Origin of the sequence: Anaeroglomus insulsum (assembly GCF_050689095.1) — a bacterium.
GTDB classification, from domain to species: Bacteria; Planctomycetota; Phycisphaerae; order Sedimentisphaerales; family Anaerohalosphaeraceae; genus Anaeroglomus; species Anaeroglomus insulsum.
In genome coordinates, this window is sequence record NZ_JBOGCL010000011.1 from 14,700 (window position 1) to 41,101 (window position 26,402).

24 protein-coding genes and 1 tRNA gene are annotated in these 26,402 nt (G+C 52.6%); 8 read left to right on the forward strand and 17 right to left on the reverse strand.

What is annotated here, in order from left to right:
* On the reverse strand, window positions 1–735 hold the full coding sequence (locus ACQ9LF_RS10380; protein WP_462489331.1) for a zinc ribbon domain-containing protein: 735 nt from the start codon (window positions 733–735) through the stop codon (window positions 1–3).
* A gap of 291 nt (window positions 736–1,026) precedes the next feature.
* On the opposite strand from ACQ9LF_RS10380, the gene ACQ9LF_RS10385 reads away from it, so the two are divergent.
* The 6 genes from ACQ9LF_RS10385 (at window position 1,027) to ACQ9LF_RS10410 (ending at window position 5,385) form a co-directional block, all read left to right on the forward strand.
* Window positions 1,027–1,467 (forward strand): Fur family transcriptional regulator, encoded by a 441-nt coding sequence (locus ACQ9LF_RS10385; protein ID WP_462489332.1) that lies wholly within the window; start codon window positions 1,027–1,029, stop codon window positions 1,465–1,467.
* The gene (locus tag ACQ9LF_RS10390; RefSeq protein ID WP_462489333.1) at window positions 1,448–1,789 is read left to right on the forward strand and encodes a hypothetical protein; all 342 of its coding nucleotides are present in this window, start codon (window positions 1,448–1,450) and stop codon (window positions 1,787–1,789) included. Before ACQ9LF_RS10385 ends, ACQ9LF_RS10390 begins: the two co-directional genes overlap by 20 nt.
* A 114-nt stretch (window positions 1,790–1,903) precedes the next feature.
* Window positions 1,904–2,584 carry a PEP-CTERM sorting domain-containing protein gene (locus ACQ9LF_RS10395; protein WP_462489334.1) on the forward strand — a complete coding sequence of 227 codons (681 nt, stop codon included), beginning with the start codon at window positions 1,904–1,906 and terminating at the stop codon, window positions 2,582–2,584.
* A 4-nt stretch (window positions 2,585–2,588) separates the two neighbouring features.
* On the forward strand, window positions 2,589–3,365 hold the full coding sequence (locus ACQ9LF_RS10400) for a type II secretion system protein (RefSeq protein WP_462489335.1): 777 nt from the start codon (window positions 2,589–2,591) through the stop codon (window positions 3,363–3,365).
* Between the two features lie 33 nt (window positions 3,366–3,398).
* On the forward strand, window positions 3,399–4,181 hold the full coding sequence (locus ACQ9LF_RS10405; protein ID WP_462489336.1) for a dockerin type I domain-containing protein: 783 nt from the start codon (window positions 3,399–3,401) through the stop codon (window positions 4,179–4,181).
* Between the two features lie 88 nt (window positions 4,182–4,269).
* On the forward strand, window positions 4,270–5,385 hold the full coding sequence (locus ACQ9LF_RS10410) for a M20 family metallopeptidase (RefSeq protein ID WP_462489337.1): 1,116 nt from the start codon (window positions 4,270–4,272) through the stop codon (window positions 5,383–5,385).
* A gap of 6 nt (window positions 5,386–5,391) precedes the next feature.
* On the opposite strand, the gene ACQ9LF_RS10415 is transcribed toward ACQ9LF_RS10410, so the two are convergent.
* The 16 genes from ACQ9LF_RS10415 to ACQ9LF_RS10490 form a co-directional block, all read right to left on the reverse strand.
* On the reverse strand, window positions 5,392–5,772 hold the full coding sequence (locus ACQ9LF_RS10415) for a Minf_1886 family protein (RefSeq protein WP_462489338.1): 381 nt from the start codon (window positions 5,770–5,772) through the stop codon (window positions 5,392–5,394).
* A gap of 19 nt (window positions 5,773–5,791) precedes the next feature.
* Window positions 5,792–7,837 carry a methionine--tRNA ligase gene (metG, locus tag ACQ9LF_RS10420; RefSeq protein WP_462489339.1) on the reverse strand — a complete coding sequence of 682 codons (2,046 nt, stop codon included), beginning with the start codon at window positions 7,835–7,837 and terminating at the stop codon, window positions 5,792–5,794.
* Window positions 7,834–9,129 (reverse strand): PSP1 domain-containing protein, encoded by a 1,296-nt coding sequence (locus ACQ9LF_RS10425; RefSeq protein ID WP_462489340.1) that lies wholly within the window; start codon window positions 9,127–9,129, stop codon window positions 7,834–7,836. Before ACQ9LF_RS10425 ends, metG begins: the two co-directional genes overlap by 4 nt.
* A 60-nt stretch (window positions 9,130–9,189) precedes the next feature.
* On the reverse strand, window positions 9,190–10,338 hold the full coding sequence (locus tag ACQ9LF_RS10430) for a DNA polymerase III subunit (protein ID WP_462489341.1): 1,149 nt from the start codon (window positions 10,336–10,338) through the stop codon (window positions 9,190–9,192).
* Window positions 10,335–10,970, reverse strand: coding sequence for a dTMP kinase (gene tmk / locus ACQ9LF_RS10435; protein ID WP_462489342.1), 636 nt, complete (start codon window positions 10,968–10,970; stop codon window positions 10,335–10,337). The genes ACQ9LF_RS10430 and tmk overlap by 4 nt, the downstream gene beginning before the upstream one ends.
* Window positions 10,960–11,730 (reverse strand): hypothetical protein, encoded by a 771-nt coding sequence (locus ACQ9LF_RS10440; RefSeq protein ID WP_462489343.1) that lies wholly within the window; start codon window positions 11,728–11,730, stop codon window positions 10,960–10,962. Before ACQ9LF_RS10440 ends, tmk begins: the two co-directional genes overlap by 11 nt.
* A 119-nt stretch (window positions 11,731–11,849) precedes the next feature.
* On the reverse strand, window positions 11,850–15,314 hold the full coding sequence (locus ACQ9LF_RS10445; protein ID WP_462489344.1) for a DNA polymerase III subunit alpha: 3,465 nt from the start codon (window positions 15,312–15,314) through the stop codon (window positions 11,850–11,852).
* Between the two features lie 229 nt (window positions 15,315–15,543).
* The gene (locus ACQ9LF_RS10450) at window positions 15,544–16,167 is read right to left on the reverse strand and encodes a hypothetical protein (RefSeq protein ID WP_462489345.1); all 624 of its coding nucleotides are present in this window, start codon (window positions 16,165–16,167) and stop codon (window positions 15,544–15,546) included.
* A 126-nt stretch (window positions 16,168–16,293) separates the two neighbouring features.
* A complete protein-coding gene (locus ACQ9LF_RS10455; protein WP_462489346.1) occupies window positions 16,294–16,677 on the reverse strand; it encodes a PaaI family thioesterase in 384 nt (127 codons plus the stop codon).
* Window positions 16,678–16,747: 70 nt separating this feature from the next.
* On the reverse strand, window positions 16,748–19,288 hold the full coding sequence (locus ACQ9LF_RS10460) for an ATP-dependent Clp protease ATP-binding subunit (RefSeq protein ID WP_462489347.1): 2,541 nt from the start codon (window positions 19,286–19,288) through the stop codon (window positions 16,748–16,750).
* Window positions 19,289–20,008: 720 nt separating this feature from the next.
* Window positions 20,009–20,611, reverse strand: coding sequence for a hypothetical protein (locus ACQ9LF_RS10465; protein WP_462489348.1), 603 nt, complete (start codon window positions 20,609–20,611; stop codon window positions 20,009–20,011).
* A gap of 27 nt (window positions 20,612–20,638) precedes the next feature.
* A complete protein-coding gene (locus tag ACQ9LF_RS10470; protein WP_462489349.1) occupies window positions 20,639–21,268 on the reverse strand; it encodes an ATP-dependent Clp protease proteolytic subunit in 630 nt (209 codons plus the stop codon).
* Window positions 21,269–21,302: 34 nt separating this feature from the next.
* Window positions 21,303–21,950: a ClpP family protease gene (locus ACQ9LF_RS10475; protein WP_462489350.1), complete on the reverse strand. Its 648-nt coding sequence runs from the start codon at window positions 21,948–21,950 to the stop codon at window positions 21,303–21,305.
* A gap of 231 nt (window positions 21,951–22,181) precedes the next feature.
* Window positions 22,182–22,252: transfer RNA gene (locus ACQ9LF_RS10480), tRNA-Gln, on the reverse strand.
* 129 nt (window positions 22,253–22,381) lie between these two features.
* A complete protein-coding gene (locus tag ACQ9LF_RS10485; protein ID WP_462489351.1) occupies window positions 22,382–23,683 on the reverse strand; it encodes a 4Fe-4S cluster-binding domain-containing protein in 1,302 nt (433 codons plus the stop codon).
* A gap of 101 nt (window positions 23,684–23,784) precedes the next feature.
* Window positions 23,785–24,459: a metallophosphoesterase family protein gene (locus ACQ9LF_RS10490; RefSeq protein ID WP_462489352.1), complete on the reverse strand. Its 675-nt coding sequence runs from the start codon at window positions 24,457–24,459 to the stop codon at window positions 23,785–23,787.
* 103 nt (window positions 24,460–24,562) lie between these two features.
* Between ACQ9LF_RS10490 and aroF the strand changes: the two genes are divergently transcribed.
* Both aroF and ACQ9LF_RS10500 read left to right on the forward strand, forming a co-directional pair.
* The gene (gene aroF / locus ACQ9LF_RS10495; protein ID WP_462489353.1) at window positions 24,563–25,582 is read left to right on the forward strand and encodes a 3-deoxy-7-phosphoheptulonate synthase; all 1,020 of its coding nucleotides are present in this window, start codon (window positions 24,563–24,565) and stop codon (window positions 25,580–25,582) included.
* A 20-nt stretch (window positions 25,583–25,602) separates the two neighbouring features.
* The gene (locus tag ACQ9LF_RS10500; protein WP_462489354.1) at window positions 25,603–26,388 is read left to right on the forward strand and encodes an inositol monophosphatase family protein; all 786 of its coding nucleotides are present in this window, start codon (window positions 25,603–25,605) and stop codon (window positions 26,386–26,388) included.
* Window positions 26,389–26,402: the final 14 nt, after the last annotated feature.

Sequence of the window (26,402 nt, forward strand, 5' to 3'; positions counted from 1 at the left end):
TTATTCGTCCGAATCTTCAAGAACCAAAATGCGGGTACAATTGGCGCACCGCATAATCTCGTCCCGGTTGGACAGGACATTGACGATTTCGGCGGGAATGCCCATAAAACAACCGCCGCAGCTATAGGTGGCGGCGTTTTCATCCGTGCGTTCCACGGTGGCAGTAGCCTGGCCGTCGTAGGTTTCGGCAACGCGTTTGAAAATCTGCAGGACGTCCACAGGGACTTTTTGGGCCATCAGGTCCCACTCCTTCTGGATGACGCTGATTTCTTTTTCAAGCTCCTGAGCTTTGCCTTCGGATTCGGAACGTGTCTGTTCGAGTTTGATTTTCTGTTCTTCGATTTGCTTTTGAATATCCAGACACAGCGCCTGATCGGCATCGATATTTTTCATCAGCTCCAGAATCTGGCTTTCGATTTTGGAGTCATCGGCTTTGGAGGTGTTGAGTTCGGTAAGGATGGCCGAATATTCCTTGTTTGTACGGGCGGTATTCAGAGCAGAGCGAAGTTTGGTTAAATGTTCATCTCTTGATCTGAGTTCCAGTTCCAGTCGATCCACCTGAATGCGGGTCAGTTTAATTTCTTCGTGTTTTGCCTCGAGACTGTCTTGCAACGTACGAAGCTGATTTTCCTGAAAAAGCACACTTCTTCGGCAACGTGCCAGTTTGTTTTGAACCGCACGCAGCTTGTTCTCTACCCGCTGCAGTTTAATTAAACCATGCAGTACTGGTCCCATCGAATATCCTTTTTAACTTGTGAATGTCGCGCTATATCATTTAAACAATTCATTATGACGAAAAACAGGCCCCCTGCAAGATAAATTTTGGCGGAATTTGGAACAATATCAATCTCAAAAAAGATATCATTAGTATTTTTAATAATAAAAGAGATAAAAAGAGAAAATTCCAAATGCAACTCAGTTGCATTTTGATGACGAACGGATATAATAGAAACTGTATCAACGACAGTAACATATTTACAGGGTCTGATTTATCTTTTTTGTTAATATTTACAAGACTCTCTTAGAATGAAACCCAGCGAAATCAAAGCGGTAGAGATGTTAGAACAGCACGGGTTACGGCCGACACGGGTTCGCGTGTCAATGCTGGGAGCGATGCTGGAGGCGGGCCAGCCGCTTGGCCGGGAGCAGATTGCCCGGCGGATGGGTCAGAACGCCAATAAGGTAACCCTGTATCGGACATTGCATTCGCTGGTGAAAACGGGGATTGTTCATACGGCTCTGATTCGTAATCGGGTTCAGCTGTATGAACCTTCGCACCACTGCTGGAAGCATCTGTGTCATCCGCATTTTATCTGCAGGGGCTGCCAAAAAACCTTCTGCCTGACAGGGATTACCCCGCCGACGGTGGAGCTGCCGGCGGGATTTCGGCTCGAGCGGCAACAGCTTCAGATGGAAGGCCTGTGCTCGACCTGTACGATGGCTGAACATGAAACATCATCGATATAAAATCTGCATATTGATTGTGCTGACCAGTCTGCTGTGCCTGATGACGGGCATCACGCAGAGCCTGCATATCCGGGTCTGCCATCACCGGCAGGAGCCTGCGGAACAGTCTGTTCCCTGCTCGAGTAACCATAACCGCCCAGATGAGCCAGGGTGTCGGATTTGCCAGATGCTGGCAGGCGATCAGAATTCGTATCGGCCTGAGATGTTGTCGGCAGTGGTTTTCGCCGGCGATGCCGGATATCACTGTGTCTGTGAACTATCTGCTATTGTCACTTCATTTGGACCATCCCCTAAAGCCAGCCGGGCCCCTCCGGTTCTCTAAAATCATTCCACTAGTCATTTGTCTGTGTGTCGCAGATTCGGTGGTGTCGGAGTCTGCAGTCATTGTATTTAATTTCAATCCGAAAAGGCTTCTTTTCGGAGAAGGGATGATTTTATGAACAAGGTTATTGTAATGGCGGCTCTGGCCGTCTGTCTTCGTGTATCCAATACGGTTTTGGCCCACGATCACACGCATATCGGCCTGAATGCCGACGGCATAGCGGGCACTGCGGATGATACAACGCTGTGGATCTTTGCAGAACCTCAGCAGCCGCAGTGGTCCACCATTTATATGACGCCAACCGGTGATGTTATCGACGGCAAGGCGGTCTATGAGGCCCAGCTGGACTGCTGGATGTCCGCCCACCCGGCCAGCGGGCTTTATCAACTCGGCGGTTCCGACAGCAGCGTGGAGCCGGCCTGGCAAATTGCCCTGGAGCGGGTCAGCTTTTCGTCGCTTGATTTTTATATGGAGTTAGAGGCAACCGGGCAGGCAATATTGACCACCGATGGCGACCGCTTGGCGCTGGATACCCTGTGGATGAGCGACAAATATAATGAAAACGGGACACTGGGGGCGTGGGGTTTTCATACACACACCGCGTTTTTGGTTTTGGCTGATGGGCCGGGGCAGACCTTTACGGCCCAGTTTCGGGCGGTTGATCTGGGAAACACCGGTTTTGACGCTTCGGAAGTCTATACGATGACTTTTCAGACCATTCCGGAACCAGCCAGCCTGATGCTGCTGGGACTGGGGGCTGCAGCCGTCCTGAAACGCCGGTCGGTGCGGGAGTAAAACGATGATTGTACAAGGACTATTCGTTTCGACGAACGTCCACAGCCATCGCATAATCCGGGGCGGGATTTGTTCCCGCCCCTGTTTTGCTTATCTTCGGCGGGCATTCACGCTGATTGAATTGCTGGTGGTTATCGCGATTGTCGCACTGCTGCTGGCAATTGCGGTGCCGTCGCTGAAGAAGGCTAAGGATTCGGCCCGGAAGATGATTTGCCTGAGCAATGGCCGGCAGATGGGGATTGCCCTAAGTGCTTATCTGATGGAGCAGAAGGACCGTCTGCCGCCCAGTTCGTGTCATATCAGCAAGCCGGAGCAGTACTGGCTGAATATTCTGGCAGCCTATACCTCCGAGACCCTGCTGACGCGCTGCCCGTCGGACCGCTCGAAACAATTTGTTGACTGGACAGTGCCGCTTGAGGACCAGCCCAAAGATGCACGGTGGTCCAGCTTTGCACTGAATGCCCTGCTGGACCCATTGTGTCCGCAGACGAAGGGGTATTACAATGTTGCATCGCGGATTCGCAGGCCGGGGTATTGCATCTATATCAGCGAGTCGCCGGACAGCTGGACGCGGTATGACCATATTCACCCGGAAAACTGGGGCTCAATCGAAGAGGCAAAAGCACAAATCGCCTGGGATCGGCACCGGGCTTGTTCCAATTATGTGTTTGTGGACGGCCATGCGGCCATGCTGGCTGTAGAACAGACCTGGGACTGGCCGGGCGGAATGTGTCTGTGGTTTCCGCAATATGCACCCGGCTGGCCGCCGCTGGATGATTAACTGACTATTCACCATAATACAAGGATTGATTACATGATTGCTATACGATTGGTTTTGACTGGATTGATTGGTTGTCTGGGGTATTCTTTGTGTGTCGGCGATTGTCCGCTGGATCATTACCGGATTGGGTGCAATGCCGATGGGGTTGCAGGGACGGCGGATGATGATCAATTGTTCGTGGAATGTTCTCAGATTTATCGGCACAGTGACCCCAATCACAGTTCCGATCCGACCTGGCTATTCTGGCATTACCCGATGTACTACAGTGCAATGTACAGCCGGTACCAGATTGGTGAGCCGGGGTTTGATATCATCACCGATGATACGGCCCGGCACCTGGTGGGTACGGCCAACCGTGATTACTGCCTATGGGTTGAATGCGTCCGGATACGGAGTGGACTGACAGCCCGCAATCCCAGCTATGGAATTTTGTTCCAGCAGCCCGGGGATCGCTTTTGTCACAGCACGATGCCGGAATCACACATTCATTTGCAATATCGTCTCAGTACACCGTCCGGACAGTCTATCCATACGCCCTACTGGATTACGTATCGCATTGTTGACAGTCTGGGAAAATATGAGGCATCGGAGGAATTTACGCTGGTATTCTTTGCTGATCCGCTGCCGGGGGATGTGGTCGTGGACGGGACGGTGGATGGGGGCGACCTGATGCGGCTGGCGGATTACTGGCTGGCAGATGATGGCGGATATCATAATGATTTCTATCAGCGGACGGATATCAATCGCGATGGGATTGTCAATCTGAACGATATGGCGGAGGCAGGCCGGTATTGGCTGATGAGTCTAAATTTGTGATTGGCCGGGATAATGCTGCAATCCTGCTGAAATTTGCGGATGCAGGGGGTTTTCTTTTTAGGCCCGAGGGAGTATAATGATAAGTCTTATGCGAGACTTATTAAAACAACTGATACGAACGGCACCGACCTCGGACAAAGGTGAAATTGAAACAGCTCAGGTATTACGGCAATTTCTGAGTCCTGTGGGGATTGACTGCGAAATAGACTGCTGGGATGACAAACATGCCAACTTTACGGCTCGGATTGCAGGAACGGGGAACAAACCCGCCCTGCTGTTTGCCGGACATCTGGATGTGGTGCCGCAAGGACAGGAAACGTGGGCATTTCCGGCCTTTGAGGGCCTTGAACAGGATGGGAACATACTGGGACGCGGGGCGACGGATATGCTGGGGGGGATTGCAGCGGTTGCTGCGGCGGTGGCCGAGATTCACCGCGAGACGGGCTCTCTGGCGGGAGATTTGATTTTCAGCGGGACTGCCGCGGAGGAGACCACCAGTGCCGGCGTCAAGCGATTTGTGCGTGATGCAGAATCGACGATCGGGCCGCTGGCGGGGATTATTGTGCCGGAGCCGACGGGGATGCATATCATGCGGGCCCATCGGGGGATTTTATGGCTGAAGATCACCACCGTCGGCAAGACCGCCCACGGGTCGATGCCGCATCTGGGGATTAATGCCATCGAGAAAATGGTAACGCTGATACAGGACCTCCGCAAACACAGGATTGACTATCCCGTCCATCCGCTGCTGGGCGGGTGCAGTATGAGCATCAACCAGATTGAAGGCGGCCAGGCACCCAATATTGTGCCGGACCAGTGTTCGATTCGGGTGGATATCCGCACGCTGCCGGGACAGGCCCATAATGTGGTCATTCAGGACATTGAACGGCTGTTTGAACAGCTCAAGCGGCATGACAAGGATTTTGATGCGTCGATTTCGGTGGTGCGTTCGGTGCCGGCACTGGAAACAGAGGCGGATAATCCCTTCCTCAAACAGGTCTGCAAAGCCGTGGGGACAGATGAGGTCCGTGCGGTGGGTTTTACCACGGATGGACCATGGCTGGCACGGCTCAATGCGCCGGTGATTATTCTGGGGCCAGGGGATCCGGCGATGTGTCATAAGCCCAATGAATATATCGCCATCGATCAGCTGGAACAGGCCAAAGAGGCCTATAAGCGGATCATTCGGGAAGTACTGGGGTAACCCCCACTACTTGATGTCAATGACATAATTTTTTTCAAAGACCGAGGCAAAATCATACACATCATCGAAATCTTCGATGCGATCATTTTCCTGCGAACTCATCCATTCGTGTTCAATCATCAGATAGACAATATCGCCCCAGTCGCGGGTGCGGCGGACGCCCCAGTGATTGAGAACCATTGCCGCCAGACGGCCCCAGCGTTTGCGGGCCAGGTCGGCCAGTCCCCAGGCCAGTTCCTGGCCGCTGACATGACGCGGCTGGTCGGCATCTTCATCCAGACGGAGTTTTTCAATCGTATGCCCCAGGCCTTCAAAGACAAACTTCACAGCCCGGGGATCATACCGTCCATCATCGCGGGCGACCTGTTCGATACTGAGTTTGGCCAAACCAATTCCTCCGAAAAAGTTAGTGGACGCGCTGGCCGGGTTTGCCGCCGGCATCGACACTGAGCAGGAAGACTTCACTGCCGCCGGGGCCAGAGGCACAGACCATACCCTCGGACAGGCCAAACCGCATCTTGCGGGGTTTGAGATTGGCCACGCAGACGACCAGCCGACCGATAAGGTCTTCGGGTTTATAGGCTTTGGCAATGCCGGCAAAGACATGGCGAATCACATTGCCGCCCAGGTCCAGTTCGAGACTGAGCAGTTTATCGGCACCTTCGACGGCGGAGGCTTTGAGCACGCGGGCTATCCGTAAATCCACTTTGGCGAAATCCTCGATGGTACATTCAGGCGCCAGAGGCTCGTCCCATCCGGCGGGCAATGCGGGTTTTTGTGCTTCTGCTGCGGGGGCTGGCCCAGCAGCGGGCTGCTGCTCGGCAGGCTTGCTTTGTTCAATCATGGCTTCTACCTTTTCTTTATCCACACGTTCCACAAGTCGTATAAAGTTTTTGATCGGTCGGTTTTCCAGCGTCGTTTCCACATCGGCAAATGTCTGGGCGGGAATGTCGAGGAAGCGTTCGATTTTGTCGGCAAATGCCGGAAGAACCGGCTTAAGATAAATCGTCAGAATCCGGACGGCGTTCAAAATCGTCGTCAGGGTCATGCGGGCTTGTTCGGGGTCGGTCTTGACAACCACCCAGGGCTGATTGTTTTCGGTATATTTGTTACATAGATCGGCCATCGCCGCCACCCGCCGGACGACCGAGGCGTAATTCAACTGTTCATAGTCGGCAATGATCTCCTGTTTGGCAGCAACCAGCGAGGCCAGGAGGTCCTTGCCGGCAGCATCCAGAGAGCCAAGACGGCCATTGAGTTTGCCAGTCAGCATCGGACCGCAGCGGCTGGCGAGATTGGCCAGTTTGCCCACCAGATCGGCATTGACACGATTGATAAAATCATCGAGATTCAGGTCGATGTCGCCGACATCGCCGGACAGCTTGGAGGCATAATAGTATCGCAGATATTCCGGGTCCAGATGCTCAAGATAGGTTCGGGCCATAATAAAGGTCCCCTTACTCTTGCTCATCTTCTGGCCGTTGACGGTCAGGAAGCCGTGAACAAACAGCTTGTTGGGCCTGCGGAGATCGGCGGCAAACAGCAGTGCCGGCCAGAACAGGGCATGGAAATACATAATATCCTTGCCAATAAAATGATAAATTTCATAGTCACCGCTGTTCCAGACCTGCTCGAAATCCAGGCCGTTGCGCTGGCAGTAATTCTTGCAGGAGGCCATATAGCCAATCGGGGCATCCAGCCAAACGTAGAAAAATTTATCCTTGTGGCCGGGGATTTCAAATCCGAAATACGGGCCGTCGCGGGAAATATCCCAGTCCTTCAGGCCGGCAGCAAACCACTCTTCCAGCTTGTTCTGGACTGAATCCTGTACGTAGCCGGCGGCAAACAATTGCCGCAGCCGGTCGGCGTAATCGGTCAGGCGGAAGAAATAATGCGTGCTTTCCTTGAGCACGGGGGGCTTGCCGCTGACAGCACTGACGGGATTGATCAATTCCGAGGCCTGATAATGCGCCCCGCAGACATCGCACGAATCCCCGTATTGATTCTCGGCCTTGCATCGCGGGCAGGTGCCCTTGATAAACCGGTCGGGCAGCCACATCTTTTCGTGGTCATCATAGGCCTGCTGGATACTCTTTTCCACAATCGACCCTGCGGCTTTGGCACGTTCATAAATCAGGCAGCTCAACTGGCGATTTTCGGGTGAATGAGTCGTATAATAATTATCAAAGCCAATATGAAAGGCCGTGAAATCCCGCAGATGTTCGCCGTGCATCCGGGCGATGAGGTCTTCGGGGCGGATGCCTTCATTTTTGGCCCGAATCATAATCGGGGTGCCATGGGTATCATCCGCACAGAAATAATAGCAGGTATTGCCGCACAATTTCTGAAAACGCACCCAGATATCCGTCTGAATATATTCGACCAGATGACCCAGATGAATCGGGCCGTTCGCATACGGCAATGCCGAGGTTACCAGTATTTTTCGCGTCATGAATTTCCACCTTCCGGCTGCTGAGGGCGATGGGGCTGCTGATTCTGGTCAGGCGTCGCCCCGCCGTCATTACGATTGCCGGGATTGTTATTACCATTGTTGCTTTGAAAACGCTTTTTAAATTTTTTATTGCGGTTTTTGCCGCCGTTGGAACGGTCGGATTTTCCGCCACGGTCCTGCTGGGCCTGCTGCTGGGAACGCGGCTGGGGCTGTGAGTCCCGACGGGGACGCTGTTGACTGCCGCGCGAGCGTTGTTCTTCGCGGCGCATCTGACGGCTCAGATCTTCCATTTCCATGGCGGCCTCATCGACGGCAGTGATTTCCTTGTCGGAGTTTTCAGGCTGGGGCTGGCTGGCGATTTCTTTTTGCACTTCCTCGGCAGGAGCGAGCTTGTTGAGGGCATTAATTTCATCGACGGGCCAGGCCTGTCGGTCGCCGTTTTCATACTGTACAACGACAAGCTGAGTCAGAATCTGCACATCCACAACACGCCCGACCCCCTGGGCGGTGGTCACAGTCTCCCCTTTTTTGGGCAGCCGTTCGCGGAGTTCCAGATACGTCGCATCTTCATATCGGAGACAGCATTTCAGGCGTCCGCAGTGGCCGCTGATTTTGGATGGGTCCAGCGTCGCTTTCTGCAGCTTGGCCATCCGCATATTCACCGGAGCCAGGATTTTCAGGAAACGCTTGCAACAGCACTCCTGCCCGCAGGTTTCGTAATCGCCGACCAGTTTGGCTTCATCACGGGAACCGATTTGCCGCAATTCGATACGGGTCTGATATTCGCGGGCCATGCGTTTGACCAATTCACGGAAATCCACCCGTCCTTCGCTGGTGAAATAAATAATCACGCGTTCACCGCCAAACAAATGTTCGGCCTCGATAATCTTCATCGGCAGATTCAGTTCGGCAGCCAGCTTTTCGCAGGTTTTGGCTTCCTGAGCAGCGGAAATTTCCAGATGCTGCTGTTCACGCAGGTCTTCCGGGGTAGCAAAACGCACAAAGGTTGCGGTTTCGGTGATGACCGGCTGGCCGGTCTCGGTGGGGCCGAAATACGCTTCGACCTGTTCGGGGGTGCTTTTGAACTGGCCCGAACGATAATTGCCCACACCCACAAGCTGTCCCAGCTCCAGCCCCCGGCTGGTCTTGATGACCACGTAGGGGCGGGTACGAGGGATGTTTGTTTCGTTATGTTCACACCAGCCCAGCGTTCCCATCTTGCCGAATCGAACCAGCATAAGCTTTCGAGACGGCGGCGTTTTCTGCTTGGCTGAGTTGTCTGGTTGCGTCATTTCCATTCTCGCTATATTTTATCGCGTTAGTCGTCTTTGTCGAGTCCTATTTGACTTTAATCAAGACACAGAGGTCGATAGTATATCCACTCCGGCCAGATTTAACAATAACCCTTCAAAAATCAGTTTCTCATTTACACTACTGTCGATCCATTGTATCTTTTGTTGGCATTGCAGAACCACTTTTGCGGCCCGGTCATAATCGAGCCGGCCAGCCAGACTTTGGATGGAATCGGCCTGATCGCAATTGACCAGCCCCTCTGACAGGCCCAGCAAAAGGCGCATCGCGTCATAGACCGCCCATTGAACCATCTGGATAACCAATTTCTGGCCGCGGCGGTTGATGTCGGTGGAGCTGACCTGGCCTGCTGTTTTGCTCAGGGCCCCGCTGACTGCCTTGGCCGCCTGGGACAGCCACTCGGCCAGCTCAATGGTATCAGCCAGGCGAAACTCACCCAGCCGCACGACAAGGTCTTTTTTGATGTCGTACACACTTTTGCCATCACATTCGAGCTGGGCCCAGGTCAGAGCCTGCCCCAGCGAGCCATCACTGAATCCCGCCCAGTAGCCGGCGGCTGCGGAAGCAATCCCATGCTGTTTGAGAGCAGCCATGATATGTTCCCGGTCCACGGCACCGAAACGGACAATCTGGCAGCGGGAATGGATTGTCGGCAGCAATGCTTCGACTTTGGAGCACAGCAGGATAATCACACAAAACGACGGCGGCTCTTCGAGGGTCTTAAGCAGGGCGTTCTGGCCGGGGATGTTGAGTTTCTCGGCCTCGTGTATCACATAAACAACATAGTCCGATTCCTGCGGTCTAGAAGCCACTTTTTCGATCAGAAATTCGCGGATGACGTCTATCGGCATATCCAGCGGGGGCTTGCGATTTTTGCCATCCCGGGTGAAGGAGAGCAATTCCTTGTAAATCGAGACATAGTCGGGGTGCCCCTGGCCTTCGAACAGGCGGCAGGAAGAACAGACTCCGCAACTGTCGTAAAATGAACCCGCTGGCGTTTGCCTGTGTACACGATTGCGGCACAGGAGCATTTTGGCCCAGGCTTTGGCCGTAGTGGCCCGGCCAACCCCATCGGAACCGGCAAAAATATAGGCATGAGCCATTTTCCCGGCAGCAAAGGCATGCTGAAGCTGACCGATAGCCTTATCCTGACAAAAAATGGATTGTAATGAAACGGCTTGTGTTGTCATTCCACCCGCCCACCGAAACAGCCTTCAAGGATGACACGAATATGGTTTTGTACGTCCACCGCGGAGCGTGTTGCATCCACTTTGAAAATGCCGCTGTAATGGTTACATAATTCAAGAAAGCCCTCACGGACGCGCTGGTGGTAGCCGCTTCCTTTTTGTTCCATGCGGTCCAGCGGACGATTCATCCGGGCCGCGGCAGTCTGGATATCGACATCGAGAATGATTGTCGCATCCGGCCAGACCCGCTCCAGCGATTCTTCAGCGATACGAACGACCTTTTCGACACCGAAACCGCCGGCACGCCCCTGATAGGCACAGGTACTGGACAGCCAGCGGTCCATCAGGACACACGTACCGGCTTTCAGGGCCGGAGCAATGCATTCTTTCCACAGCTGAGCGCGGGCCGCCATATACAGCAGGACTTCAACATTATCCCCCATCGCCGTGTGAGCGGGGTCCAGCAGAATCGTGCGAATCTGCTCGCCGATGGCCGTCGTGCCGGGGTCGCGGAAACAGACCACCTCGGCACCGCAACCCTGAATCCACTCCGACAGCAGTTTCTGCTGGGTGGTCTTGCCGCAGCCGTCGGGGCCGTCCAGCACGATAAATTTCCCGTGAAAATCAAGACTCATCGTTTTCGCCTTCCGTTTGCTGCCGGGAGGGTTTGGGAATCCGCCCCAAGACTTCCAGCATTGCCGATAAAAAGACCGCAATGACCCCCACCGACATCACAATCGATTGCAGCGCCAGCAGAGGATAATACAGCAAATCGCCCCGATTCACAAGACCCGACAGCGATTCCACACCCCCCACGGCCCCAAAGAAAATGACCACCATCGAAAGAAAGGGTTTCATTTCCCATAGATTCAGCAGCCGGATAGCCCGGAGTGATTCCAGCGGGCTGATATCCTTGGCCAGAACAACAGCGGGAACAAAATAAAAAGGCTTCAAAAATATCACCCAGGCGGTCAACAGGCTGACGATTTGAACCCATACCGGACTGTGATTCACAGCCGCACTGCCATATAAGGACAACGTCAGCACCACCTGCAGCAGGGAGGCAGCCAGGATCAGCAGCAGCATTAAAATAATCTGAAAGGCAAACAGTTTCCAGAAATACCACCGTCCCGCGACCAGCAATTGTCCGGGAGGAATCGGCTGGGCCTGGCTGACCGCTACGGTACGCAAAAAGCCCCAAAGCATCATCTGGCTGATAATCGCCATCGCAGCAATTCCCATACCCAGCAGGAACTGCCTGCCAGAAAACTGCTGCTGTTCGTCCGGCGTCTGCGGCAGATCGATATCCCCGAACAGAAACAAGGCGCAGGCATGAAACCCCAGTATCATCAGCAGTTCCGGCCAGCGGGATTTAACAATATCCATAATGTTCATGATTTATACTGATCCTATTTATCATTTCCCAGTTTGTCGCGACCAAAGAGCTTTCAGCCGCCAGCTTCCAGCAGCAGATTATCACCGCAGCTATATAGGGTAAGTTTTCCAGTCTCAAATTAATTTGACCGGAGCCGCACTTTGCCGGCACCGACGACCGATTCGAGCTTATGATAAAAATCCGCATCCGGCCGGACCGACAGGCTCCGGTCAGCCATGGCGACAATCTGAAAACCGCCGGTCTGAACCCGGACATACAGCGGGCTTTTGCCGCGATAGGAGCTGCACAGGCTCTTGATGCGATTGATTTTTTCCTCGCTGATTTCGTGGCTGAACAGGTTGATCCAGACCTGGGCAGCCAGTTTATCGACCACTTCGTCCAGGCCAATCAGTTCATCGGCCAGAATATTGGGGTTTTCGCGGCGGGTATCCACCTTGCCGCGAACGAAAACGACCTTGTCCACCTCGACCATGGCTCCGAATTGTTCGTAGGCCTTGGGAAACAGCACCACTTCACACTTGCCCTGCAGGTCTTCCAGTTCCAGCACGGCCATTTTCTGTCCGGCGGTCTTGCCATTGCGGGTCAGCATCGTCCGCACCTTGCTGATCATGCCGCCGATAACTACCTCGGCACCTTCTTTCATCCCAGACAGGCGGGCGGTGTTGCAGGTCGAATAGGCATCGATCTGCTCGGCGTATTTGCTCAGCGGGTTGCTGGTTACATAAAAGCCCAGGACTTCCTTTTCATACACCAGCATCTGTGTTTCGGGCCATGGCGGCACATCGGGCAGGGTCTGGACATCGGATTTGTCATCGCCAAAGCCGCCGGCACCAAAAAAATTCATCTGTCCGCGATGCGTATCGACCTGCATCGAGGCCCCCGCCTGCATGGCTTTTTCGAGAGCGGCCATCATCTGAGCGCGGCTGCCCCCGAGATTGTCAAACGCCCCGGCTTTGATGAGGGCTTCCATCACCTGTTTGTTCACGGCCCGTAAATCCACATTTTCACAGAAATGGAACAGACTCTTAAACCGCCCTGCTTTCTGGCGGGCCGCGATGATTTGTTCAACCGCCCTGGCCCCCACCCCTTTAACGGCAGCCAGTCCGAATCGGATCACACTGCCGGAGGCGGCACCATGTTCCTTATTATACACCACGGTAAAATCCACAAAACTTTCATTGATGTCCGGCGGCAGGACTTCGATCCCCATGCTCCGGCATTCACCAATATACTCCACAATTTTGTCGGTGTCGCCCATTTCATAGGTCAGCAGTGCCGCCATAAACTCCACCGGGTAATAGGTCTTCAGCCAGGCGGTCTGATAGGCCACAAAGGAATAGCGGGTTGCGTGACTTTTATTAAAACCATAACCGGCAAATCGCTCAATCAATTCAAAGATTTCTTCGGCGACCGCTTCGGTCAGACCCTTTTTGACGCAGCCTTCGACAAATACTTTCTTGGCCGAGGCTATTTTATCCAGCATCTTTTTGCCGATCGCCTTAATCAGCCCATACGCCTCACGCAGCGGGATATCCCCCAGCCGGTTGCAGATCCGCATGACCTGTTCCTGATAGACCATAATGCCGAAGGTTTCTTCGAGCACCTCCCGCATAATCGGATGCGGAACGGTCCATTTGCCGCCGTGTTTGCGGTCAATATAATCAGGAATCAGGGCCATCGGGCCGGGACGATACAATGCATTGGCTGCGATCAGATCTTCCAGCCGGTCGGGCTTGAGCTTGATCAGCATGTCCTGCATACCGCCGGATTCAAACTGGAACACCCCTTTGGTCTTGCCTTTGGCAAAGACCTCCTGATAGACCTTCTGATCTGTGATGTCAATTTTTTCGATATCAATTTTCTGGTGGTGAATCTGTTGGATCAAGTCAATCGCCCGCTGGATGATGCTTAGCGTCCGCAGCCCCAGAAAGTCCATCTTCAGCAAGCCGACTTTTTCGACCATGGGACCTTCAAACTGCGTAATCAAATCATCCGAATCGCCCTGCTTGTACAGCGGCAGAAAATTGGTCAGCGGGGCATCGGCAATCACCACGCCACAGGCATGAACCGAAGCATGCCGGCAAAGCCCTTCCAGCTTCCTGGCCACGTCGATCACTTCCCGATAATGCGGATTCTCATCGTAGGCCTTTTTCAAATCCGGCTCAACTTCCAGCGCCTTGTCAAGGGTCATCTTCAATTCCATCGGCACCAGCTTGGCCAGTTTGTCCGCCTCCGACAACGGTACATCCATCACCCGGCAGACATCGCGAATCGCCGCACGGGCCTTCATCGTTCCGAAAGTGATGATCTGTGCAATATGACCATATTTGCCGCGGACGTACTCCAGCACTCGGCCGCGTCCATCCTGACAAATGTCAATATCAATATCAGGCATCTCGGTTCGCTGCGGGTCCATAAATCGCTCAAACAGCAAATCGTAGCGAATCGGATCCACATCGCAAATACCCAGACAATACCCGACCACCGTACCCACGGCACTTCCCCTGGCCCCCACAGGGATATTGTTGGCACGGGCATAATTGCAGAAATCCCAGACAATCAGGAAATAACTGGCAAAACCTTTGCCCGAAATGACCTCCAGTTCGCGTTCGATGCGTTCCCGGATTTCGGGGGTGATGGTACCATACTGTCGCTTGGCACCTTCGTAAACCAGCCGGGATAGATAGTCCTCCGGTGTGCTGCCATCGGCGGGGGTATATTTGGGCGCGTGGCGGGTTTTCAAATCCAGCTCCACATTGCACCGTTTGGCAATCTCCAGTGTCATATCACAGGCATGAGGCGCATACGGGAACAGCTGCCGCATTTCGTCGGGACTTTTCAGATACACATCCGGCGGATACACCATCCGATCGGGGTCATTGACTTTCTTGCCAGTACTGATACAGCACAGGACATTGTGAGCCTTGTAATCCTCGGCTTCCAGAAAATGCACGTCATTGGTTGCAACCACGCCGACACCCATCCGCTGGGCAAGGTCTGCCAGCATTTGTCCCAATTGCGGATGTTCATTGGATTCATGTTCCTGGATCTCGACAAAAAATCGTTCGGGCCCGAAAATGGTGAGATATTGTTCAATCGCCCTTCGGGCCGCTTCTTCGCCGCCCTGAAGCAGCTGCACCGGCACTTCGCCGGCAATACAGGCTGAGGTACAAATCAAGCCTTCGTTAAACTGGGCAAGCACTTCCTTGTCGATACGCGGACGGTAATAAAAACCTTCAGTATATCCGATACTGCTTAATTTCATCAGGTTTTTGTAGCCGGTGTTATTTTCGGCCAGCAGCAACAGGTGATAGGCATTTTCCTTGACACCACCCCCTTTTTGTTTTTCAAAACGTGAGTCGGGTGCAATATAGGCCTCGATTCCCAAAATCGGTTTGACACCTGTTTTTTGGGCCGCGGTATAAAACTCAACAGCTCCGAACATATTGCCGTGGTCGGTCATCGCCACCGAATCCATCCCGAGCTGCTGGCAGCGTTTGAACAGCCGGTCGAATGAAATCGCCCCGTCCAAAAGCGAGTATTGTGTATGTAAATGCAGATGGGAAAAACCTTTATCTGCCATAATGTCTCCATAAGTTAACGTTGCTTTGTATCGAGGCAATCATAGACCTTTTCCGGCCTAAAGTCAATTACAGACTCCGGCGTGCAGCCATATCCATCTGCCATTTATCAATATAGACTAATTCAGGCTGAGATTGTCGGTTGGATGAGCAATAGAAAACAAAAAAGCCCGCAGGCACAGAGCCAGCGGGCATTGAAAATCCGCAAAATCACGTGGTGGCGATGCCAGGCTAATTCGTGGTGGTTTCAGTCTTTGCAGCGGTATCGGTTTTGGGGGTGTTTTCAGCGGCAGGCGATGTGGTGGTATCCTGAGCACCTTGTCTTGTACGAGCCGGTCGATTCTGACCCTGACCTTGTCCCTGACTCTGGTCCTGAGCTTGCTGCTGACGCTGTCTCATCAATTCGGTGAATTGGGCACGGCGCCGTTCTGATTCTTCGGTCTGCTTTTTGTATTCTTCATTTTGCTTGTCAATCATTTTCTGAATCGCGGCTGCAGTCTTTGTGGCATTTTCACTTTCAGCCAGCTTTTTAAGCTCTTCCAGTTCCTTGATGGCTTCGTCATGCTGCTGCTGACGACGCTGCTGGGCATTCTGATACAGTTCCTGAGCAGTGCCGGCAGCCTGACCGCGTGAGGCCGGATCCTGCCAGGGACCACGACCACGGATTTCCTGGCGGGCACGCTGTTGCTCGGGGTCCATATTGGTGATGATTGGACGATTTGGATTGGTACGAGGCCGAGCCTGCTGGGTCGTTGTCTGGTCTTGGGTTTGAGTGGTTTGTTCCTCGGCCGCCCAGGCTGCCAGTGATAAGGTCAAAATAACTACGCCGGTTAATCCCAAAAGCATCTTTTTCATACTTGATTCTCCATGTTTTCCTGTCTTGAATTTTCCTTTTGTTGACACCAATAAAGCCCTCTTTGGCTGTTATTGACTTTTCAGAATGCCAGACGCCCGAAAAAGGAGGCCTATTGCTGAACATTATTATTTTATCGACTTTCTGTACCCAAGTCCCTCAAAAATCGCAATGATTTGCCCAGTCTGGTCGGTGATTTTGGCTTGATAGGAGCCAACCCGCCCCTCTTCATTGACTTCCCGAACCTCAGCATACAGGGTCTTTGACTCTGTACTTTTCAGATACGATATATTAACATTTAAGGCAACCGTCGGAATCCCTCGATAATTGGCCGCGGCAGCAAAGGCCACATCAGCCAGCGTAAAGATAATCCCCCCGTGAGGCATATTTAACCCATTGAGATGCCAGTTCGCCAGCGTCACTTTGGTTTTGGCAAATCCCTGGCCAACCTCAATTAACTCGATCCCACAATGCCGGGCAAATGTGTCCCGGTGAATAAACTCCTGAATCATCCTACCACCTTGTTTGCGGCAGTGTTAATCGAGTAACGCCGCCTGCGTGTCGATGCTTATTCCAGCGGGATTACGACTCGGGATTGGCCGTATTTACAACCACCGTGGAATCATCCATTTTCTGATCGGTTTCTATCCCTTCAAATTTCAGGTGATCTTCGTCCTGAACACTGATGCGAATGAGCTTCTTGCCTTTGAATTTGCCGCGCAGCAGGTCTTCAGACAGCGGGTCTTCAATATAGCGTTCGATTGCCCGTCGCAGCGGACGTGCGCCGAATTCAGGATTATACCCCTTGTCGATGAGAAATTCCTTGGCACCAGGATCCAGTTCCAGATGCAGACCATGTTCCAGCAGCCGCTTGAAGACCTTGTTCAGTTCGTAATCCACAATGGTCTGCAGGTCATTGCGGGTCAGCGGACGGAAGACAATCTGGCCATCCAGACGGTTGAGGAATTCGGGACGGAAATGCCGCTCGATTTCCTTGTCCAGCATTTCCTTCATCTTTTCGTAATTCGCCTGCTCAGTCCGTTTGCCGAAACCGAAGCCGGATTGATTTTTAATCAGGTCGGCGCCAATATTGCTGGTCATAATCAGGATGACGTTTTTAAAATCCACATGGCGGCCGAAGGAGTCGGTCAGGCGGCCTTCTTCCATAATCTGCAGCAGCATATTATAGACATCCGAATGCGCCTTTTCGATTTCATCCAGCAGCAGCACCGCATAGGGCCTGCGGCGAATGCGTTCGGTAAGCTGGCCGCCTTCTTCGTAACCGACGTATCCGGGAGGAGCACCAATCAGACGGCTGACGTTGTGCTTTTCCATGTATTCGCTCATGTCGATCTGGATCATCGCATCGGCATCGCCAAACATAAATTCAGCGAGGGCTCGGGCCAGCAGGGTCTTGCCGACGCCGCTGGGACCGATGAAGATAAAGCTGCCCATCGGCCGATTGGGGTCTTTCAGGCCGCTGCGGCTGCGACGAACCGCCTTGGCGATGGCATTGATAGCCTCGTCCTGTGAGACCACTTTCTTGTGCAATTCCGCTTCCAGCTCCAGCAGTTTCTGAGCTTCTTCTTTTTCCAGACGGGTCAGCGGCACACCGGTCATTTTGCTGACGACTTCAGCAACCACTTCGATATCAACTTCGCCGATGACTTCATCGTTCTTTTCCTGCCATTGCCGCTGAATTTCGGCCTTTTCGTCGAGAATCCGCTGAATATCGTCACGCAGTGCTGCCGCTCGTTCATAATCAGCATTGCGAACGGCTTCATCTTTTTCAAGCTGCAGTTTTTCGATGCGGGCCTCGTACTCCGCCAGGTCCGGCGGCGGCGTCATATTTTTCAGACGCACGCGGGCTCCCGCTTCGTCGATTACATCAATGGCTTTATCCGGCAGGCAGCGGCCCGAGATATAACGGCTGGACAGCTCCACCGCCTGGAACAGGGCTTCATCGGTAAATTTGACACGGTGATGCTTTTCATAGCGGTCACGCAGCCCCTTGAGAATCTGCACCGCTTCATCTTTGCTGGGCGGTTCCACAATAATGGTCTGGAACCGGCGTTCCAGTGCGGCATCCTTTTCGATATACTTGCGATACTCGTCAAAAGTAGTCGCACCGATGCACTGCACCTCACCGCGGGCCAGAGCGGGCTTGAGCACATTGGAGGCATCAATGGCACCCTCCGCCCCGCCGGCACCAACCAGCGTATGCAGTTCGTCGACAAACAGAATCACATTCGCTGCACGACGGACTTCATTAATCACCGCCTTGATGCGTTCTTCAAACTGACCGCGATACTTGGTCCCAGCCACCATCATCGCCAGGTCCAGCACCACGATTCGCTTGTCTTTAAGTATTTCAGGAACCTGATGTTGATCGATTTTTTGAGCCAGGCCTTCGACAATCGCGGTCTTGCCAACCCCAGCTTCACCCAGCAGCACCGGATTGTTTTTGGTTCGACGGCACAAAATCTGAATCAGACGTTCAATCTCGTTGGACCGACCAATAACCGGATCCAGTTCACCCTTGGCAGCAAGCTCGGTTAAATCACGACCAAAACTGTCCAGAGCAGGAGTCTTGCTCTTGGGCTTGACACCGGCCGTCGTTCCGCCATTGGCCGGAGGATTCATCTTCATCCCCATGGGAGGATAGGTCCCCGCATTGTCTTCCACGCCGGCCCCCAACAGGTTCAACACCTCCTGACGGACATCTTCCAGTTTCAATCCCAGACTCATAATGACCTGGGCGGCGATGCCTTCGGTTTCCCGCAGAAGACCCAGCAGAATATGCTCGGTACCCACATAATTGTGATTGAGCGAACGGGCTTCCTCGATGGCGTATTCAATCACCTTCTTGGCACGGGGGGTTTGGGGCAGCTTGCCCATGGTCACCATATCCGGGCCGCTCTTGACCAGCTTTTCGATTTCCAGACGCAGTTTCTTGATATCGACATCCAGATTCTTTAACACCTGTGCACCGACACCACTGCCTTCTTTAACCAGGCCCAGAAGGATGTGCTCGGTGCCGATGTATTCGTGGTTAAAACGCTGAGCCTCCTGATTGGCCAGCGCCATCACTTTTCTTGCACGGTCTGTAAAACGTTCGAACATAGATATTTCCTTATGATTGCCCGGTTGCCCGGCGGTAAGATTCAGGCATTTATATGCCGTCTTTTACCGCAATTATTCCATTTCGACTGCTATTTCCGCTCTCTTTTATCCACTTTCTAATCGCCTAATCTCTATTGTAGGCCATTTGGGTAGAGCTGTCAAATTCTGCTTTGTCCCCCCATTGAACGGCCTCAATATTATACCCCATCATACCAATCTTGTTCATTCCCATAAAATCGGACTTTTCCTGCATTCTGCAACTTTCAGTGCGGTTAAGGTATTCGTATTGAAAACCACACACTATACCTGACAATCTGTCCTGACCTTACTTGTATTGAAAATCCACTCTTTGTATCGACAAAAAACAACCCCCACTTTGAATTCGAAACGGCAAAATTTGAAAATGATTCCGCATCAAATTTATGGATAATTTATAGCCTGTATAGCCACAGAAAGAAAATGATTATTCTGGTTGAGCGTGTCCTGGCAACACAACCAGGCTGGCTTTGGGGGAGGATCATCATTCGTGCTTTGGTTTCGTCGCGGCCAGCTTCCAGCAACGGACTATCAACGCGGCTATGCGGGGCGACTGGACCCGGGGAATACTCGCGGCATACCACGGCCTGTGGCCGCCGCGGAATCATCCGTCCTATGGGGCAGAACCCAAACCAGACAGCCCAAACGGCAGCCTGGTTTGGAGTTGAATACTCATTTAATGGGTTATTGCACAATCGGCTGCTGGGCGGACAGGACTTTGCCGGCAATGTAATCGGTAAAACGCACATTGACGGTCAAGCCTTTTTCATTCCCCTTGATGATGCCATCCACAGGGAAACTGAGACGATAGAAACTGCTCATCAATGTCCCGGCCCAGAGGGTTTTTAACTGCTCCGGCTCGACCATCCATTGTTTGAGCAACGCTGCCTGCGGATTGGAAGCATCCAGATTCCACAACTCCACCTCCACACGTCCGGGAGCCTTGATGCGATCCTGCGCAGAGTCAATCGGCTCCAGATAAATCACCAGCGTCTCTTTGGAACCATTATTGTCTTTATCATAAAGACCTGAACGTTTACCGATTTCAATTTTGGCCAGCGTATCCAGAACTGCCGCACGCTGTTGTGCATCGACGGCCTGCAGCGTCTGAATCTGTTGACGGAGCTGCTGATTTTCCTGGTCAAGCGTTTCGACACGGGTCGTCAGCGTGTCCCTTTCGCCACCGAGGCTTTTGATCTGACTCCAGAGCGAGTCGTTCGGGTCGGAACTCGAACATCCGCTCAGAACCAGCCCCATCACCGCTGCAGCCCAACACGCTTTGATCATAGTCCCGCCTGCATGCAAATCGCTTGATTATTCTTCAATCGCACTGTGCTTAATCTCAGGCTCTTTACGCAAAATCGCATCCGCCAGACCATACTGGACCGATTCTTCCGCTTCCAGCCAGAGGTTGCGATCGCAGTCTTTCTGAATCTGTGCCACGTTCTTGCCGGTATGCTCAGCCAGAATCTGATACAGCCGGCTGCGAAGCCGCAGGATTTCTTTGGCTTCGATCTCGAGGTCCGTTGCCGGAGCCACCATTTCGCCATGCAGCAGAGGCTGATGCAGCAGAACCCGGCTGTTGGGCAGGATATACCGCTTGCCCTTTTCACCGCCGGCAAACAATACCGCGCCCATACTGGCAGCCTGTCCGACACAGTACGTCGCCACCGGACAGCGAAGAAAACGCATCGTATCATAAATCGCAAGGCCGGCAGTAATTGAACCGCCGGGGGAATTGATATAGAAGTGAATATCCGAATTGCTGTCTTCGTTGCTCAGAAACAGCATCTGCGCGATAATCAGATTGGCCGAATCATCATCGACCTGGCTGCCGAGAAACACGATACGGTCTTTAAGCAGCCGTGAATAGATATCATACGCCCGCTCACCGCGGCCGGTCTTTTCGATTACAATCGGTACCAAATTATTGGAAAAGGTCATAGTCGCCTCGTTATGTCAAGCCGGTGTTCGGCGGTTATTTCTTGTCTTCTTTGGTTTGGTCCTGCTCGCCCAGTACATCATCAATCAGCCCCCAGGCCTTGGCTTCTTCGGCGGACATGTATTTATCGCGTTCGGTCTCTTCGGCCAGTTTTTCCTGGGTCAGGCCGGTATGTTTGGCAAGCACTTCATTGATCATTTTTTTGGACTTGATGATTTCCTCAGCCTGAATGCGGATGTCTTCGGCCTGGCCAGTAACTCCCCCCCACGGCTGATGCAGCATAATCTTGGCATGAGGCAAAGCATGACGCCGCCCTTTGGTTCCGGCCGCCAGAATCACCGCACCGCCGGATTGAGCACGACCGATGCAATAGGTTGCTACCGGCGAGCCAATAAAACGCATGGTGTCGTAAATCGCCATCGTATCATCCACCGCACCGCCGGGAGAATTGATATACAGACTGATTTCAACACCGCGTTTGAGATTATCCAGATACAGAAGCTTCATAATCACTTCAGCAGCAAGACGATAGGATATCTCACCTATCAGGAACACAATTCGGTTCTCCAGCAGGAGGTCATCGAGTGTCATTTCACGGGTTCGCTGATACTGAACCTGAAGGCGAGCATCGGGTATCAGCAGTTTGCTGTCGTGCTCGAACTTGTTTGAGGGCTGATAAATCATCCAGACTCCTTTTTGGCTTTTCTATTTGCTTATTTACGTTTTTCTCGGACGAGGGCCTGTAGAGACCATGCATTCCGGACAGAATGTCCTGTCTTTAATATCGGAAAAAGACGTCCTTGACTTTCCATTTTCTTCAAAATCAGTCGGGTTTTCCCGACCCCACAAAGACAGGATAGTATAACACAAGATGCGCACAAAAAAAGCCTCCCGTCTGGATCGGGAGGCAAAATTCTGGGGAATAGGGACTCGAACCCCAACTAGATGGTCCAGAGCCATCCGTGCTACCATTACACCATTCCCCAAAGATCTTCATCCTCTTTCAATGGCTGCAGGAAAACAGCTTTGTAACCTCAAGAAAGTGATAATATAGCGGCATTCTGCGGGAGCGTCAAGTATGAAAAATAACCAAAATGGGAGAATATGCCCTAAATTTACGGGGTAACATCGGTAAATTGGGCATAAAACGCCGAATGGTCATAAAGCCGCTGCAAATCGATATTCTGGAGTTTCATGGCTCGCTGAATATGGGGCAGGTATTCTTTGACCACAGCGACATGCAATCGCATAAGCTGGCAATATTCGGACAAACGCTGTCTGGATGCTATCAACCCCTCTACCGGACAGCGTCCGCCGCAATAGGGATGGACCCCGCACGAACCGCAGCCCAGGTCATTTTTGTAGGCAATCAACTGGGATAATTCTTTGGGCTGTATTTCCGGATTGCCGTCTGGCCCCACCAGGCCAAAGACCCATTGGGGGCCTAAATCCGCACACGCCATAATTTTGCCGCCGGCCATATCGTATTTTTTCCCCAATTCCACACCGCAGGCCGTCGAACCGCGGAGCTTGCCGGACAGCAGATACAACACCAATTCAGAGATGTGTACAATCGACAGGATTCGCCCAAGGCTTAGAAATTCCAGGTAGATATGCATCACTTGACGAAGCTGAGCTTCATACTCCTGCAAATACCGGTTGAAGTCCTGGAACGGTTTTTCGGTTCCTATCCAGTGAAAAAACCAGTGGTCAGCCAGGCCGTGTTCATAAAGATACAAAAATTCCTCAAAGCAATCGGTTAATGACTGGCCTTCACGCAGCGTGGACCACATCAGCACCGACGCCGTTGGATATTGTGACAGATTTCGCAATCCGCGATGAATCCGGTTCAAATCCGTGCCGGGACGATTGGCGTTATGCTGTTGGCTTTGGCCATCAATCGAAACGGAAACCAGCCACAACCTGCTGAATAATTGCGGATACTGGCGAATGGAATCATCCAGAAGCTGACCATTGGTATAAAGCATATACCGCAATGGCAGCGGCGGATTGCTCGAAAGCAAATCAATCGTTTGCTGGATTTTTTCACATTCCAGAAGCGGCTCACCGCCATACAGACAAATCACCGCATAGTCTTCTTTTCGGTCGGCCAGAAGCTGACGGATCGCATTGCTGTCCCGTTGCGGCTGAACATCAAAATCTCCGGATTGCAATTCGGAGGGGTGTTCGTTAAATGAGACGGATGAACTGATACAGCCGATACAGCGGGCATTACATCGCCCCGTTACCGACAGGTGGAGCATATAGGGGTGGTCTTCGAAATAGGAGTCTTCCTGCGAAAGATGATGACGTGTATCGACTGAACTGGGAACCCCCAAATCACCATATTGAGGATGGACATAACCCGAACCTGTCCCTTCTGGATTGCCGGAATTTGCCTGTTGTGATTGTTCCATAGTCGAACCTGCCATTCAACAAGTCATCTTCTCACTATGTGGGTATTGTACCAGACAAACAGGCTCGCTTAAAGGAAAAAATCTTCCAATTAGCGACTCTGCTAATCCAGAGTATGCAGCTGCGGTACAACCGAATCCGCCTTAATATCCACCGTCGCATATCGCCCCTGCTTTAACGGGCCGGGATTAACCAGGATTGTCGAGCCAATTTGGTCTGTCCCAAAAGCCTCGTGAATATGTCCGGAAACCGCCAAAACCGGCTGATGGGTTTCGATGAATCTGCGAATCGAAGGGCTACCGGTGCTGCGTCCAGCGACCGTATCGACGGCGGTTCCAAAGGCCGGCTGGTGAGTCATCAGAATCAGTTTTTTTGATACTGAAAATGAGGAATTGGCTTCGTTTCGATATAATGCCTTACTGAGAATCGTCTCGAAATGGCTGTCCCTGCATTCATTGGGTGTCATGCCCGGGCACGGAAGACTGCCGCCTGCCCCAACAAAAAGATATCCTCCCACCTGTATGGAGCGCCCCTGCAGGCTGATTTGTTCGGATTCAAGATATTGATCCACTCCTTCCGTGTCACAATTTCCGGGAACTGCCAAAACAGGGACCGACTGGGACAACAGCGGCTCAAGGATGGCCGCGGCATGCGCTGCGCCGCCGAAAGTCGTGATGTCCCCCGCAATCAGGACCAATTCTATCCCCTTCAATACAGAGGTAAGCCTCCTTACATTATCCATTTGACCGTGAATATCTGAAATAATCAAAAGTCGCATAAAAAAGTCCTCAACGTTAGTCTTCCACTGGAAAAACCGTACATATCCGGTATAATCAAGCGTTTACTATAATAGCATGGTTAGCTTAGGAAAAGGCAAGAATATGATTATTGTAATGAAACCCGGTTCCGGCAAGGAACAGGTTCAGCATGTGGTGAAGCTGGTACGCGAGTACGGCCTCAAGGAACACGTGATTCAAGGTACCGACCGTACCGTCATTGCCTGTATCGGCGACAAACGCGGTATCGATAAAGGGGCTATCGAAAATGCCCCTATGGTCGAAAAAATCGTACCGATTCTGGCGCCGTATAAAATCGCCTCGCTTGAGGTCAAGAAAGAAAAATCACAGATCGCCATCGGTCCACAGGCATTTCCGGTGGGCGGCAGAAAAGTAGGGGTTATCGCCGGTCCCTGTTCGGTTGAAAATCGTAAACAGCTGATTGAGACCGCCAAGGCCGTCCAGGATGCCGGCTGCATCGGTATCCGGGGCGGAGCCTTTAAGCCCCGCACCAGTCCGTACAGTTTCCAGGGGCTGGGCAAAGAAGGACTTGAGATTCTGGCAGAGGCCAGGGAAGTCACGGGCCTGGCTGTGGTAACGGAAGTGGTTGCCGTCGATCAGGTCCTGCTGGTCTCTCAATTTTCTGATGTGCTGCAGATTGGTGCCCGCAATATGCAGCATTATCCTTTGCTGGAGGCTGTGGGCAAAACCAGTCGGCCGGTTCTGCTTAAACGCGGGATGAGTGCTTCGCTGGAAGAGCTGCTGCTGGCAGCCGAATATATCATCAATGCAGGCAACAAAAATGTAATTCTCTGTGAACGCGGCATCCGGACATTTGAAAATTATGTCCGCAACACCCTGCCTCTGGCAGCCGTGGCCGAATTGCAGAGTCTGACACACCTGCCGGTGGTGGTGGATCCGTCCCACGGGACGGGACACGCCCACCTGGTACCGCCGATGTGTCTGGCAGCCGTGGCAGCCGGTGCAGACGGACTGCTGATTGAATGTCATCTGGATCCGGAACACGCCGCCTCCGACGGAGCACAATCCATCACTCCGGCAACGCTGAAGAATTTAATGAAACGGCTCAAACGCATCGCCGAGGCCGTGGACCGGGACATTTAAAGAAAGCCAGCACAATACCCATGATCGATTTGCAAACCACACAGCGTTTTTTGCATGAGATGATACTCCAGGCCGGACAGATCGCCGCGGAGTACCAGAAAAACCTCAAGACCCTGCACGTCAGCCGGAAGGCCCGGCGGGATGATGTGACCGAAGCGGATATTGCTGTTGAACAATTTATTGTCAAGCACATCCGGCAGCGGTTTCCGGAACATGCCATTTATGGTGAAGAAAGCGGACAAACCGCCGGCAATGAATACTGCTGGGTGATTGATCCCATCGATGGGACCACCTCATTTCTGCATGGACAGCCATTTTACTCCGTCTCGATCGGTCTTGAGTATCACGGCAACACTGTGTTGGGAGCTGTTTATCAGCCCGCCATGCACGACTTGTTTGAAGCCGTCCAGGACGGACCCGCCTTGCTCAATGACCAGCCCATTCACGTGTCAGGGCAAGAGGAATTGAGCGAATGTATGATGGGGACCGGATTTGCCTGTCTGCGGCAGGCGGACGCGTGCATTAATTTGCGTTGCCTGAGCTATATTCTGCCGCGAATTCGGGATGTTCGCCGATGCGGATCGGCAGCCATGGATTTATGCTATGTGGCCTGCGGCCGGTTTGACGGCTTCTGGGAATTCAATCTCAACCCCTATGATATTTCTGCAGGTGCATTCATTGCCGAACGGGCAGGGGCCACCGTCAGCGACATGCGAGGTACTCGCGACGGACTGCCCAAAGAGATTTTATGTACCAATGGAAAGGTGCACGCCGGGATGCTCAAACTGTTTGAGGCGATCCTGTAAGAGGGCAGGATGCA